Annotated in this window: 13 protein-coding genes; 3 read left to right on the plus strand and 10 right to left on the minus strand. The window is 36.0% G+C overall.

Going from position 1 to position 15407, the window contains the following annotated elements; all coding sequences use genetic code 11:
- Nucleotides 1–240 precede the first annotated feature (240 nt).
- The 8 genes from C8D70_RS20760 to C8D70_RS07370 all read right to left on the minus strand — a co-directional run bounded on the left by C8D70_RS20760 (nt 241) and on the right by C8D70_RS07370 (nt 10700).
- On the minus strand, nt 241–384 hold the full coding sequence (locus tag C8D70_RS20760; protein WP_156121528.1) for a bacteriocin-like protein: 144 nt from the start codon (nt 382–384) through the stop codon (nt 241–243).
- 424 nt (nt 385–808) lie between these two features.
- The gene (locus C8D70_RS07340) at nt 809–1219 is read right to left on the minus strand and encodes a hypothetical protein (protein ID WP_076597262.1); all 411 of its coding nucleotides are present in this window, start codon (nt 1217–1219) and stop codon (nt 809–811) included.
- 117 nt (nt 1220–1336) lie between these two features.
- Nucleotides 1337–1735, minus strand: a complete 399-nt coding sequence (locus C8D70_RS07345; RefSeq protein WP_076597261.1) for a hypothetical protein — start codon at nt 1733–1735, stop codon at nt 1337–1339.
- A gap of 89 nt (nt 1736–1824) precedes the next feature.
- Nucleotides 1825–4152, minus strand: coding sequence for a beta-glucosidase BglX (bglX, locus tag C8D70_RS07350; RefSeq protein WP_110366887.1), 2328 nt, complete (start codon nt 4150–4152; stop codon nt 1825–1827).
- Nucleotides 4153–4217: 65 nt separating this feature from the next.
- Complete coding sequence (locus C8D70_RS07355; RefSeq protein ID WP_110366888.1) at nt 4218–4934, minus strand: prolyl oligopeptidase family serine peptidase; 717 nt, start codon at nt 4932–4934, stop codon at nt 4218–4220.
- A 40-nt stretch (nt 4935–4974) separates the two neighbouring features.
- A complete protein-coding gene (locus C8D70_RS07360) occupies nt 4975–6366 on the minus strand; it encodes a glucoamylase family protein (protein WP_110366889.1) in 1392 nt (463 codons plus the stop codon).
- A gap of 75 nt (nt 6367–6441) precedes the next feature.
- The gene (locus tag C8D70_RS07365) at nt 6442–7866 is read right to left on the minus strand and encodes a RagB/SusD family nutrient uptake outer membrane protein (protein ID WP_076597257.1); all 1425 of its coding nucleotides are present in this window, start codon (nt 7864–7866) and stop codon (nt 6442–6444) included.
- A gap of 11 nt (nt 7867–7877) precedes the next feature.
- On the minus strand, nt 7878–10700 hold the full coding sequence (locus tag C8D70_RS07370; RefSeq protein WP_110366890.1) for a SusC/RagA family TonB-linked outer membrane protein: 2823 nt from the start codon (nt 10698–10700) through the stop codon (nt 7878–7880).
- Between the two features lie 365 nt (nt 10701–11065).
- Here C8D70_RS07370 and C8D70_RS07375 point away from each other — a divergent pair, with 365 nt between their 5' ends.
- Both C8D70_RS07375 and C8D70_RS07380 read left to right on the plus strand, forming a co-directional pair.
- Nucleotides 11066–11737, plus strand: a complete 672-nt coding sequence (locus C8D70_RS07375; protein WP_076597255.1) for a DUF4197 family protein — start codon at nt 11066–11068, stop codon at nt 11735–11737.
- 40 nt (nt 11738–11777) lie between these two features.
- Complete coding sequence (locus tag C8D70_RS07380; protein WP_047433612.1) at nt 11778–12083, plus strand: DUF493 family protein; 306 nt, start codon at nt 11778–11780, stop codon at nt 12081–12083.
- A gap of 231 nt (nt 12084–12314) precedes the next feature.
- On the opposite strand, the gene C8D70_RS07385 is transcribed toward C8D70_RS07380, so the two are convergent.
- Entirely contained in the window at nt 12315–14342 is a 2028-nt protein-coding gene (locus C8D70_RS07385; RefSeq protein ID WP_181416103.1) for a M43 family zinc metalloprotease, read from the minus strand.
- A gap of 93 nt (nt 14343–14435) precedes the next feature.
- Here C8D70_RS07385 and C8D70_RS07390 point away from each other — a divergent pair, with 93 nt between their 5' ends.
- Nucleotides 14436–14915, plus strand: coding sequence for a hypothetical protein (locus C8D70_RS07390; protein ID WP_076597253.1), 480 nt, complete (start codon nt 14436–14438; stop codon nt 14913–14915).
- Nucleotides 14916–14977: 62 nt separating this feature from the next.
- Here the strand turns inward: C8D70_RS07390 and C8D70_RS07395 are convergent, their stop codons facing one another.
- On the minus strand, nt 14978–15328 hold the full coding sequence (locus C8D70_RS07395) for an arsenate reductase family protein (protein ID WP_076597252.1): 351 nt from the start codon (nt 15326–15328) through the stop codon (nt 14978–14980).
- Between the last annotated feature and the right edge of the window lie 79 nt (nt 15329–15407).

Below are 15407 nucleotides of genomic sequence, written 5' to 3' on the forward strand. Positions count from 1 at the left end.
ACAAAAGTTCAGGACGGGAATCATACGCTAAAAATTTGAATGTACTCCTAAAATTTCCAAACTCGCATGGATCATAAGTTTCTGCTTCGGTTCTGAATAAGTCCCATGCTCAGACAGTGGAAATTTTTTAACGGATTTGAAATTTTCTTAACGCTCCTGATTGCTAAGTAGATTGGTAAGAGCAAATAAAACAGGCTATTCCATTTCTGAGACAGCCTGTTTTATACTATTTTTAATTAATTAGTCGATAATAAGTCCGCATGGCGATCCTACCGGAATACATTTTCTTTCCAATGAGCACCAGAAGTACCCTGCCAGACACATCGGGATACCTCCCTGAACAGTTTTCAATTCTCTTTTTGAAAGTTTTCTTAAGTTTTTCATAGTAACATTTTTTGATTTTTCTCCTACTCTTATGCTTTTCGGATTACGCTTTAATTTGGTAGGTCCAATATAAAGATTTTTTTAAAACAAAAATATAACTTATTCGTTTTATTCAACTTACAATGATAATTTGTTTATTATTTCGAATAATCATTATTGTATATTTATATACTTTCTTAAAATAAGGAAGATAAAAAAACTCTATTTAGAACGAGTTTAATACTTTTTAAGACATGACAATCACTTCAATGTGGCATCCTGTAAATCCCACTATTTATAAGTAAATTCTCTGTATATTTTCATTCTATAATGATGCAAAAATATCTACCTAAAGTGACAAAACATGTCATATTAAAATCTAATTAAATTTATACCACAAAAAAACCACTCTTCCGAGTGGCTATATATCTTTTTAAGTCTGAACTTATTGATAGATGACAACATCATTTTTCTTGATTTGATACCCTTTTTTATAAGGAGTAAGGACATAACTGTCTTTAATGTGAGATCCGCTTTTCCATACTTTTTCTTTTCCTTTTTTATCCAAAATGATACTTTTTGCATTTCCATCCTGAATAAAAATTTCAGCCTTTTTCTGATTTTTAGTAAAGATAACTGCCGTCATTGTCGTATAACTTTTATCTGAATTTACTTCTTTAAGTTTTATTTTCTGATTGAAAGTTTGTATACAATTATTTCTTAATTGTGAATAAGTATATCCTGCTGAACCAATACAACCATGAACATCTCTGTCTCCTCCGAGAACAGGAGTACTTTTTTGCGCAAAAACGAATGAACCAAGGAACAAGGTACTAAATAAAATTATTTTTTTCATATGTAAAATTTTTGTTTTCTGATAGATTAAAATATCCCAAAATGTGATATTAATTAATTTTCTAAGTTACAAAAAAAACCACTCTTGCGAATGGCTTTTCTTTTTTGAAATCGGATTTTATTGATAGATCACGATATTATCTTTTTTAAGCTGATATCCGTTCTTTTTGTAAGGAACCAATACATAGCCATCCTTTTTCCAGACTTTGGCTTTACCTCCTGTTCTGGTAAGGATAATGCTTCTTTCACCGGCATCTTTTACAAAAACCTCAGCTTTTTTCATGTCTTTACTGAAAATAACTGCAGCTATTGAAGTATAGCTGTCTTTCGGAGCTACTTCTGTCAGCTTAATTTTTTGTTCAAAAGTTCTTATACAGTCTTTCTTAATCTGAGAATAAGTATACCCTGCTGAACCAATACATCCGTGTGCATCTTTGTCACCACCTTTTATGGCTCCTTTTTGGGCAAACACTAAAGAACCAAGGAACATTGTGCTTAATAAAATTGTTTTTTTCATGTCAATGTGTATATAATAATTACACATCTATTATTAAAAATCATGCCAAAGAATAGAAAATATACAACTCCGGAGGAACTTTTCAGATCTTACTTAGTCCAGTTAATCTTTGAATGCTGTACATTGTCAGAACTTGTTCCGATCATGATATCGAATTCACCTGATTCCCAGTCGTATTTCAAATCTCCGTTGTAAAACTTCAGGTTTTCAGGAGTGATATCAAAAGTTACTTTTTTAGATTCTCCTTTCTTCAAAAATATTTTCTGGAAGCCTTTCAATTCTTTAACCGGTCTTGTGATACTTCCTACCCTATCTCTGATATACAGCTGAACCACTTCAGCGCCGTCATAGTTTCCTGTATTCGTTACTGTAACTGATGCCTGAACGGTCTGATTTCCTTTCGCGGTATTAGCGGAAACCGCCATATCGGAGTAATTGAATTTCGTATAGCTCAATCCGTACCCGAAAGCATATAATGGTGTATTACATTCGTCCATATAGTTGGAGCGGAATCTTTCATAAGTACATTTGTCTACTTTGTCCTGACTTAGCGGACGACCTGTATTTTTAGCATTATAATAGATGGGCACCTGCCCTAGGCTTCTTGGGAAAGTCATCGGAAGTTTTCCGGATGGGTTTACTTTTCCGAACAGAACATCTGCAATGGCATTTCCTGCTTCAGATCCTGCAAACCAGGCATTCAAGATAGAATCCGGAGTATCTTTTACATTGGTTAATGCTAAAGGACGGCCTGTGAAAAGAACCATTGCAATCGGTTTTCCGGTTTTCTTTAATTCATTTAATAAATCAACCTGAGACTGAGGAATGGTAATTTCCGTTCTGGAAGAAGATTCTCCGCTCATTTCTGCAGATTCTCCGATAGCCAGGACAATCACATCTGCTTTGCCGGCAACATCCACAGCTTCTCTTAGCAATTCTTCTTTGGAACGGTTATCTCTGTCTGTTTTTTTACCGTGAGCTGCATAAATTTCTTCTAACTTGGCATCATCATCTATATTGGCTCCTTTTGCTGATAAAAACTTAACTTCCTTTCCATAGTTTGCCTGCAATCCCTGCATCAAAGAAACTGAGGCAGCATGTTTTGTAGCAACACTCCATGTTCCGGCCATATTCATTGAGTTATTTACCAATGGGCCAATTACAGCAACTGTTCCTGATTTCTTTAAAGGCAATACCTGATTGTCATTTTTTAATAACACCATGGATTGAGCCGCTGCACTTCTTGCTATATTACGGTTTTCCATATTATAGACTTCCTTTGCTGCCAATTTTGCATCTCCGTGTTTGTATGGATTATCAAATAAGCCTAGATCATATTTTGCTTCAAGAATTCTTCTTGCCGCCATATCAATTTCAGCCTGTTTCACTTTTCCTTCTTCAAGAGATTTTTTTAGAGTTGTTAAAAAACCTTCTCCCACCATATCCATATCAACTCCGGCTTTTAAAGCCAAGGCAGAAACCTGCTGAAGATCTCCCATGCCATGGTCTACCATTTCATTGATACCGGTATAGTCTGTTACGACGAAGCCTTTGAATTTCCATAGATTTCTTAATACTTCCGTCTGAAGCCATCTGTTTCCTGTTGCCGGTACTCCATCCACTTCATTGAAAGAAGCCATTACTGAAGCAACACCGGCATCCACTGCTGCTTTGTAAGGAGGAAAATACTCATTAAACATTCTTACATGGCTCATGTCAACCGTATTATAATCTCTTCCTGCTTCTCCGGCTCCGTATAATGCAAAGTGTTTTACGCAGGCTAAAATATTGGTTCCGTTAGCAAGGTCTTTCCCCTGATAACCATACACCATGTTTTTAGAAATTTCACTTCCCAAATAAGGATCTTCACCAGAACCTTCTGATACTCTTCCCCATCTTGGTTCGCGGGAAATATCCACCATGGGAGAGAATGTCCAGTTGATTCCGTCCGAAGCAGCTTCTCTGGCTGCTACTCTTGCAGACTGCTGGATAAGATTCATATCCCATGACGCAGCCAATCCTAATGGAATCGGGAAAGTAGTTTCATAGCCGTGGATTACATCCATCCCGAAAATCATAGGAATTTTCAGACGGCTTTTTTCTACAGCTACTTTCTGAACAGCTTTTATTTTATCTGCTCCTTTTATATTGAATAATCCGCCTACTAATCCCTGCTCTACTTTTTTTCCAATATCAGAACTCTGTGCCTGTCCTGTAGTGAAATCTCCGGAAGTGGGAAGGTTCATCTGGCCGATTTTTTCATCCAATGTCATTTTAGATAAAAGATTATCCACAAATGCTTTCTTTTTAGCCTGATACTGAGCTGTCTGATAAGACTGAACGGGCTTCGTTATCATTTCCTGAGCGGAAAATACAGGAGCCAATGCTAAGGTGGCGATTACAATTAACTTTTTCATAAATCTATCTTCTTAAATTATTCTTTTTATATTTTTTGCTTCAATTTGATGGTTTTACTTTTCAATCATTGGGTGTCATTACTTTTCTTTTTTGAAAGCATCCATTCATACAAAGCAGGATTGGAATAGGTAGAATCCCATGAGTTATGATTATCATTCGGGAAGATAACCAGTTCTGCCGTAGGGTTTACAGGATGAAGCTTCTGATAAAAATTAAAAGCATTGTCAGGCAGTACGATATCATCCATTCCGCCATGAAATATTTTCATATTCAAATCTTTAAACTGATGAATATTGGCGGTCATTACCTGATCTGTCGGCGCACAGACTGAAGCTACTGCAGCAAACATTTCCGGATGTTCCATGGCCAGTTTCAAAGTTCCCCAGCCTCCCATAGAAAGCCCTGTAAGATAAATTCGGGAAGCATCAATTGTATATTTTTTCTGAATTTCTTTGATCAGATTATATACGGTAACCGTATCCCACCATGTTCCTTGCGGACACTGAGGTGCCAGAATGGCTACAGGTTCTTTGATCAGATTTTTATAGGTAAACGGACTGTGTGCTTTTACCATATCCAGATTAGTTCCCCGTTCTCCTGAGCCATGAAGGAAAACTATTAATGGTACATTTCCTTTTGTATTTAAAGGGTAATCCAGAATATAAGACATTTTCTCCTGTCTTTTAATTTCTTTATTGAGTTCCGCTTTTATTTCCTGCGCATTCAGTTGTAATGAAAACGGCAGCAGTAAAAGAGGGATATGTTTCAGTTTTAGTTTCATATTGTTATTTAGGTTTTGATTAAAGCCCGTTCCTATTGAATTATTTTATTCCGTATTTGGCTGACTGGAAGCTTAGTTTTTTTAATCCCTGCTGAATTTCCGGGGCATTCATAAATAACTTCCAAAGAAATCCTGATCTGTAATTTTCAATCATAGGAGCTATAGTTCCCTGATCTATTGCCAGATATCTTGGGGTAAACCAATTGTTATAATTGACAGAGGTAGCATCATAAGGACCTGCAGAACCTATGAATTCAGGTTTTTGAGTATATATAAATCTCAGAAAAGCCATTGATTCTTTTGGTGTGTATGGGAAACTGCTCAATGCAGCCGTAGGAGTAATTACTCCATTATCATTGCCAGGCATATGAGCGGTGTATCCTGTGCTTCCATCCTCATTTCTTGTGTAACCGGCAGTCAATCCCCAATAGTTGGGTCCGTAACCTTTCCACTGCTTGGGATTTTCAACACAGTATTTATAGTCGATAAGGGTTTGATTTTTATTGATATCAAAATAGTTTTTCACCAACTTATCCGATAATCCTGTCGGATCAAGCCCGATATATGAATATTGTGCCCAGAAAAGGGGGCCGCCGTATTCCTCGGCATAGTTGTGTTTTACATACAGAGGTAATCCGTATTTTGTTTTGTCTGTAAGGTAAGTTCCATTTCTGGTCCAGCCTTTATAATAGGTTTCGGCATCAATGGAATAAGTAGGTGAAGATGCGGCTAAAATATAAGTGATCAGACATTCATTATATCCTTCAAGAGGAAAATTCATTTCCCATTGGTAATCCGGTGACCAGTGCCAGTAAAGGACTTTCTCACCTCCTTTGGTATACCAGTTCCATTGGATTCCTTTCCATACCCCATCACATTTTGCAGCAAGGGCTTTTTCTTCTGCATTTCCGTTTTTAAAGTATTCACGGATCATCAGTATTCCTGAAGTAAGGAATGCGGTTTCTACAAGATCACCGCCATTATCTTTTTTCCCGAAAGGAACTGTTTTTCCGGTTTCCCCATTGATCCAATGTGACCAGGCTCCTTTGTGCCGGTCTGCCTTAGCCAGGAAATCCATGATATGTGTAAGTCTTTTTACCGCTTCTTTTCTCGGAACAAATCCTCTTTCTACTCCTACCAGAATAGTTGCCAGCCCAAATCCTGAGCCTCCAGTAGTGATCACGTGCTTATCATTATCCGGATAAATATTGTCTTCATGGTAGCGTTCTCTTCCCAACATGGAGTTAGGTTCTGCGTAATCCCAGAAATACTTTAAAACATCTTTCTGTACTCTGTCCATCAATTGTTCATCCGTGACATTGCTTTTTACGGCTTCAGTTTTTCCACCTTCCTGTTTGGCCATTGGAGCATTTTTACAGGAATACACAAAAAATAAAGAAGTGATAGCTATCGATAATACGTTCCTTTTCATGAGATCTCTTTTTATAGGGTTTCTTACTAAAAGAAGAGGAGAACTTTCATTCTCCTCTAATGTTTATGGTTTATTTTAATAGCCTGGGTTTTGGACAAAAGCTCCGTTACTTTGGTTCATTGCATCCAAAGGAATTGGGAATAACTCATTCTTCCCTGCTTTGAATCCGTAAGGAGCAAGTACGGCAGCTGCCTCGCCAGTTCTTACAAGGTCTACGAAACGATCACCTTCCATAGCAAGCTCTACTCTACGCTCATGCCAGATTGCTTTTCTAAGTGCAGTCTGTGTTGTAGCTGTAGTTCCTGCCAATTGAGCTCTTGTTCTTACCTTGTTAAGATTAGCTGTGGCTGTAGCAGTATTACCAAGTTCGTTAGCTGCTTCTGCATTGATTAAAAGAATTTCTGCAAATCTTAAAATTCTGATATTTTGTTTTGATCCGTAAGCACAAGCGCTATTGTTTAAAGCTTTAGGAAGATATACTTTTTGGTTAAATGTGGTTACAGAATTTGGATCTCCCATTGCAATCAAATCACCTTCGGGCGTAGTTTCTCCATTTCTAAGAATGGTAAGTTCTTTTCTTATATCACCAGGTTCAAATGCGTTTTCCAATGCCTGAGAAGGTGTAAAGAATCCCCATCCGAATTGGTTTCTTACCCCCTGAACTTCTGCATACTGACTTCCCGCATTTGGATTAAGCTGAGGCGCACAATCACAGTTAACTTCAAATACAGATTCTTTTCCAAACTCTCCGGCGATTCTGAATACATGATTGAAATCAGGATCTAGATCATATCCCATTCCTATCAACTGATTTGAAGTATCATAAGCCTTTTGCCAGTCTTTCTTGTAAAGATAAACTTTCGACAATAGTCCTAATGCAGCTCCCTTAGTAACTCTTCCCAGATCTGTAGCTGGATAAGCTTGAGGGAGAATTTCTGCAGCACTGGTAAGATCAGATATAATAAAATTGTAAACCTCGGTTACAGAATTCCTTGGGATATTGTAATTGGTCTGTACTCCATCAAATATTGGCACACCACCATAAATTCTTACCAAATTAAAATAAAAATAGGCTCTCAACATTTTTGCTTCTGCAACAAGTCTGTTTTTAAGCGTGGAGTCCATATTTATCTTTGGAACGTTAGTAATAACCTGATTCGCTCTGTTTATTGCCTGCCACTGACCGATCCAATAACTTCTTACACCATCATCACTTACCGTAAATGTAAAATTATCATACACATTGATAAAAGACCCATCTCCCGGATTGGATCCTTTTACAACATCATCTGCCGGAACACCATAAATAAACTGGTAAGGAAATGCTGAATTTTCCCAGCTTCTTAAAAAGTTATAAATAGCATTAGTTGCCTGCATGGCATCATCCTGAGTCTGGAAAAATGATGTTGCTTCTACTTCCCCTTCCTCTTTGATATCCAAATAGTTATTGCAGCTGGTTAAAAGAGAAACCATTGCAATTGATAAAAATATTTTTTTCATTACTTTTCTAATTAAAATGTTAAATTCATACCAAATGTGTAGATTGCAGAGATAGGGTAAATGTTCTGATCCACTCCCATTTGTACTCTATCTGAATTCAAGATTTCAGGGGAGAAGCCGTTATACTTAAAGCTTGTCCATGGATTCTGAGCACTTACATATAATCTTAATTTAGTAATAGACATAGATTTGGCAAATGTTTTTGGTAAATTATATCCAACCTGGATATTTCTGATTCTGATATAACTTCCATCCTCTACATAAAAACTGCTTGGTAAAATAATTGCCTGATCGTTTGTAACCATAGAGTATGAATTTGATGTACCCGCACCATGCCATCTGTTATTGTAGAAATCTAAATCCCAGTTTTCATTTCCATAACGCTGTTCGCGGTTATAGTTATAGATTTTATTACCAAATACTCCCTGGAAATCAATAGCGAAGTCAAAGTCATAAATATTCATATTCACTCCAAACCCATAAGATCCTTTTGGAATAGGACTTCCCAGGAATGTCTTATCTCTTGTATCAATAATACCATTTCCATCTAAATCAGCAAATTTAAATGCTCCGGGTTTTGCTCCATTCTGTGTAGCTGAGGCTGCTACTTCATCAGCATTTTGGAATACTCCCACAACCTGATATCCATAATAAGACCCTACAGCCTGCCCTTCCTGTAATCTGATAACAGAATTTCCGAATAAACTAGCTCCTGCTTCTAAATATGAACCGCCATACACTGAAGTAATTTTATTTTTCAACCCTGTATAGTTACCATAAATTCCAAAAGTAATATTTTCATTAATTTTTGTATTATAGTTTACAGCAACTTCAAATCCTTTGTTATTAAAAGAGTAAGCATTTGTTACATAATCTCTCCAGTTGCTTGCACCGGAAACAGTACCCTGGAAAATTCCATATACAACATCTTTTGAGTCCTTATTAAAATAATTAGCATCAATTTTTAACTTGTTATTAAATAATGCCATTTCTAAACCTACATCTCCTCCTGAAGTGGTTTCCCATCCAATAGACGGGTCGATAATCTGGTCGATTGTTGCTGCAGGGTAACCAGTATTTCCGTAATATGCACCTCCATCAATAATTGTTCTGTTCAGAGTAAACTTTCTTTTCACATTAGGATTCCCAAGTTTACCATAGCTCGCCCTAAGCTTTAAAAGATTAAACAAATTTTGTCCACTCATAAAATCTTCTTTTGATATTACCCATCCTGCACTTACTGCTGGGAAAATCTTAAATCTCTCGGTAGAAATCTGTGAAGATCCATCTCTACGAACAGAAGCGTTTAAAAGATATTTTCCTTTATAGTCGTAATTCAATCTGGCAAAAAGCGATTCTATACGGTATTGGTCCTGATTAAGATCCAGTTTAGGTCTGTCATCAGTATAAATCACCAGATCAGTACCATTAAGTATATTTAAAGATTCATTTGTTCCGTCATAATACACTTTCTGAGCAGATGCATATGTTTCAGAATAAGAATTTCTCGTTCTGGAGAAACCTCCCAAAATCTCTAAATTATGATCTCCAAAATTTTTCTTCCAGGTTAACGTATTGTCCCAAACATAATTTCTATTTCTGGAATCTCTTGTCACTAGAACCGGATCTTTTTGATCTGATACCGGAACATAATTAAGTCTTGGGGTATATTCATACTTATTTTTATTAGTATTGTCCGTTGTATAGCTGATTCTTACAGTAAAATCTTTTAAGAATTTATATTCTGCAAAAATATTATTCAAAAGTCTTTCTTCTCTTATCTGAGAACGAAACATATCCAATTTCGCTCTTGGGTTTGGTATCGAATATCCGTTGAAAAACTGATAGTCACCAGTTGCAGGGTTCATTGTAGAAAATATAGGAGGCGCAGTATAAGCATCCAGTAAAGGATTCTGAGCTACATCACTACGGATTTTTGAAAATGTAAAATTATTACCAATGGTAAGATTATCAGTTATTTTATATGATAAATTTAACTTGGTATTCATTCTGTTAAACCCACTTCCTGAGTTTATTCCTCTTCCTGCAGCTAAATTTCCTTCATCCTGTAAGTTTCCAATACTTCCATAATAGTTTAATTTTCCGATGCTTCCTGAGGCCGAAAAATCATTTGCGTTAATGATACTGGTTCTAAAAATCTCGTCAAACCATTTCGTATCTGCAGGATAATTGGCTCTGCTTAAAAATTTTGTCGGATCAGTATTTCCTTCATTTCTTAGTTTTTCATTATATAGTTCAATATATTGATCCGCATTCGCCATTTCCGGAATATTAGTCACTTTTTTGATTCCCAAATAAGAATTAAGACTAAAAACAGGCTTCTTACCTCTTCCCGTTTTTGTTTTAATAATTACAGCTCCGTTAGACGCTCTTGCTCCAAAAATTGCTAAACTGGAAGGATCTTTCAAAACACTCATGGACTCAATATCTTGTGGATTAAGGAAAGATATATCATCTGTAATTGTTCCATCAACAATAAAAACAGTTTGTCCTGTTAAAGATCCAATACCTCGAATATCCACTCTCGGCGAGCCTCCAGGAGCTCCTGCATTGGTAATATTCACACCTGCAATTTTTCCCTGAACAGAACTCATAGGGTTTGAATTCGGTTTATCAGCAAGATCCTTTGCAGAAACAATTCCGATACTTCCTGTAACGTTTTCTTTTTTCTGAGATCCATATCCGATCAAAACTACTTCCTCGATCTTCTGCTCTTTGGCGGCAGTATCTTTGGGAGTAGTCTGAGCATTGACATTCATACCGAAGTATAAAGCAGCAATGAGACATGAATACTTTAAATTACTTTGTTTCATATAGTTTCAATTTTATTCAAATAAATTCATTTTTTTATGTCTCTAAATAGTGGAGTTATTTAAAATCTCAAAAAAAGACATTAGCCAAAAATATAAAAAATATCGAACAATGTTAAATTATCTTAAACATTTAAAAATTACCTACTTTCTTTAGATGAAAACTGATAAAATTTAAAATTTTATCAATTTATACTTAAAATAATAATCGATTTTAAATCATTTCATTAATAATAAATTAACACTTTTATCCTAAAAATTCACCAAATACAACAGTCAATTTAATATTTTGTTAAATTGAGAATAGTAATTACCTTTGGTGCAGTTTTTGAGAAAGCAACTTAGAAAACAGATAACAAAAAAGATCAATGAAAAAATATATCATTGCAGCCGCTCTTATCGTGGGAACCGGTGCATTTATTACCACCAGTGTGCAATCCTGCACCTCATTAGCCACTTCCGACATGGGGCTTTCCATTATAAAGAGAATCCTGCTCAATGGTATTGATAAAGGAATGGGTATCTATGGGAACAAAGAAGCATTTCTGCAGAATAATATGGTAGATAAAGCACTTCCTAAAGAACTGAGAGATATCAATTCTACACTTGAAAAAATAGCACCTTCACTGGTTGCCAAAGAAAGAGATTATATAGCACAGGCAGCAGCTTACACCGTAAATACTTCAAAACCTATTTTACAGGATGCTGTAAACAGCCTGAATGCCCAGGATGTAACGAGAATTATGCAGGGCACCACTGCTACACAGATTCTGAAGGAAAAAACATCCCAGCAGCTTATTGCAGCTATTGCTCCTAAGGTAGATGAAAAGCTGAATGAATATGGAATTGTAAAAACCATCAATACAGCTTTATCCGGAAGTAATTTTCTGGGCAGCCTCTTAGGTGGAAACAGCAATACTGTCAATTCAGGAGGATTGAGCAAGCTGGCTTCCGAACAGCTGGTCAATGGATTATTCAATATCATTGAAGATTATGAGCATCAGAACTCCAAATCTCTCCTGGGACCGTTTGGAAAATAGGAAAAAATTCGTTATATTTATATTATATTAACAATTGCAGATGGATATATTACAAGGAAATCAACACGCAAGCCCTGAAGATTTTTATCAGTCTTTAAGGGAAAAACTGGAAGATCATCACGATTTTCCGGAGGATTATTTATTTAAATTTATTATTCCTACAGACCAGGCAAAACTTACTGAAATTTACAGGGTTTTTGATGGTATTAAATTTACACTGGGAAACCGCGAAAGCAAAAATGGAAAATACACAGCCTGCAACATTAATGCATTTGTTTTGGATGCCAATCAGGTAGTGAATATTTATAAAGAAGTAGCAAAAATAGAAGGCGTTATTCTATTGTAAAAACAAAAGCCGTTTCATGATGTCATGAAGCGGTTTTTATTGTACTGATATTCTCCAAATTTCCCTCCACTACATTGTAGCTTTTTATCCGAATTTATAATTACAAGTTATACTATGGAAATTGTATTCTTTACTCTGAATATCTTTTCTTATTTTATTCCTTTACAGTTAAAAAAAAGTCCGCCCCATTCAGAAGCGGATCATCTATGTTAAAAGATATATTCTGTATAATTATTTCTTAACGAATTTAATACTTTCTGAGGTTTTAGCATTCTGTATCGTGATAACATACACTCCTTTTACAAGGTCTACCACACGAATCTGATTATCACTAATTTTTCCTTTCTTAACAATTTGTCCTACAGCATTATGAATTTCAAATTGAGATTCTCCAGAAAGCCCAGTAATGTTAAGAATATCATTAACCGGATTAGGATATACGCCAAATTTATTGTTCTTATTAACCTCCCCGGTTCCTAACGATTCACGTGTGGTAAATGTTTTAGTCTCATAAACAAATTCATTTTCTAGATGAAATATGGTCTGTCCGGTACTTGTAGTAAGGTCTACATATCCATTTTCCAATCCATCACCAAAGTCATCAGACATTGTAAATGCATAACAATCCTGTGGTAAGGTCCATACTTGAGTGATAAGAGCCGGAGTAGGCTGTCCTAGTTGAGTATTACTATATTTGCCTTCTTTTACAATTTGTCCCGCACTGTTTTTAAGGTTCCATCTCGTTTCCTGGCCATACTTGTCTCTCTGCAACTTAAAGGTAACAGTAGTGGTTGAAAAATATTGAGGGGGAACTGGCTTTACATAATTACCGCTTGTAGAATTATTGGTGCTTCTCTGATCTGCTGCTCCATTTACAGATGTGAGGGAGAAGGAAACGGGAGAAGATGCTACAGAACCATTTACAGGGATATTAATCACCCCCGATTTATCTTGAGCCAAATTACCTGTCCAATTATAAGTTTGAGCAGTTCCTCCATTTATTGAATATGAAATAACAGCTGATGTCAAATTACTCGTACCTCTATTGGTGATAAGCAGACGAAGCACTCCTTCTCCACAATTAACGACTCCTATTGAGCACCCACCGTCAAATTTTATCTCCGCATCATTAACAAACAAAGGAATAGGCAAATCTGTATTTGATGCTTTAAGTTCCATTCTTCTTGGAGAATTGTCCATCACTGCCCTTACTCTGGTTTTCTGATCAGTAGTATAAATATTCATACAAGTATCATTTGTATAATCCATATAATTCTGCACCATTTCAAAAACCGCAGGATTATCACAACTTGCGATAGAAGGATCACACACATAATTTTCCTCATGTGCTGTTGGAGTATCTGCACAATAGTCATTACCACACGCTCCATCTCCCCAGATATGTCTAAGCCCCAGGAAATGTCCTACTTCATGGGTCATTGTTCTTCCTCTGTCATAGCCAGCCTGCATTAAAAATGTACCGTCATTATAATCCATACTTCCAAAAGTAGAATATCCTGCAACAACCCCGTCTGTAGTGGCAAGGCCTCCATTCGCACCAAGTCCCTGAAGACCGGAGCCAGACGGAAACTGAGCAAATCCCAACAATCCATTATCTGCAAAGTCTACACTCCACATATTCATATATTTTGTAGGATCCCAGATCGTCCCGGTTTTTACAACATCATTGATAAAATTCTGATATCCATATTGAGGAGCCCCATTTGCCCAATAGTCTTTGCAAAGATTTACCCTGTCAATTCCATTGGTTGGATTTCCGTTAGGGTCTACCTTTGCCAGCACAAACTGTATTTCAGTATCTGCACCTACAGGATTGGTATTATATCCCGGAGTGTTAATCTTTTTTCTGAAATCATTAGTCATTACTGTAATCTGAGACATCACCTGAGCATCTGTGATATTAGGAGCAATTCCCACATCCTGACCGCTGTGAATAACATGAACTACGACTGGAATTGTAATAACAGTTCCATTCTGGGATTTATTAGCCTTGGCTTTTTCAATTAAAGGGGCAAGCCATTTTTCAAACTGTTCTGTTGTAAGTCTCTCAGGAAATTTTCTTTTCAGGTTTGCTTCGTATTCAAGTGTTCCGCATTTTTCAATCCCATTAGGATCCAGCTTTTGCTCTGTAAATCTTTTGGGAGACTTTGTTTCTTCTCTAATCTGTGCATTTGAAAATCCAATTCCCATAAAGAATAGGACTGCTAGAGAAGATTTCGAAATAATAGAGTTATTCATTATTATATTTTTGTATTTTAGCAAACATACAAAAAAAACCGCCATAAACAGACTACAGTTCAATAAAATACCAAATAAAACAAACATAATTCAATGAAACCACAATTTATCATAATTAATATCATTACAATATTATCAATAATCAGTTGTATTAATCAAAACAAAAATAACGTTAATAGTAAAAATTCAACTAAAATCATAAAACAGCAAAAAATCGAAAAAATCGAATTAACAGAAAGAACCCGGGGAACCAATCGAAGTGTTGTGTATACACCCAACCTTATTACCGCTAGATTAAATGGAGATTCAACCCAAACGGCTATGTCTCTTTCTGAATGGGAGAACATTTCCAGACAGGCAGAGACTCTGGATCTATCTAAAATATCGAATCTTCAGTCTCCCACAACCGGCAGATATACCGACAGGGCATTAGCTGCTACTATTATTATCACATCCAATGGAATTACTTATACTTCCGCTACTTTTGATTCTGGCATTCCACCGAAAGAACTGGAAGCATTATACAATACTTTACAAAACCCAAAGGAAAAGCAAAAGAAACCTCTCAAATAAAGAATTAAAACAAAAAATCCGCTCTTTATTTTTAAAGAGCGGATTTTTTTATGATGCATTCTTTACTTTTCAATAAAGAACTTTACATTTTCAATAGGTCTTCCCAGCATTGCTACGGAACCTTTTACCAGAATGGGCCTTTGTATAAGAGATGGATTCTCAGAAAGAATTTTTATCCATTCTTCTTCCGAATAGTTTTTATCGGCATAATTCTCAATATACAGCTTATCTGTCTTACGAATAATATGAAAAACACTTTGGTTGAGTTTTTTCAACACTGTTCTTATTTCAAGAGGACTTAAAGGATCTTCAACAATATTAATGATCTCAAAAGGCACTCCGTTTTCGTCAAGATACTCCAATACGGCATTTGACTTTGAACAGTTTCCATTATGTAAAACTTTAACTACCATGATATATTTAATTATTAAAAAATTAAACCTGATCCTAAACAAATTTAAAAAGAATTACCCTGAGTATGTCTTAATGTTC

Source organism: Chryseobacterium sp. CBTAP 102 (assembly GCF_003201365.1).
Classification (GTDB): Bacteria; Bacteroidota; Bacteroidia; order Flavobacteriales; family Weeksellaceae; genus Chryseobacterium; species Chryseobacterium candidae.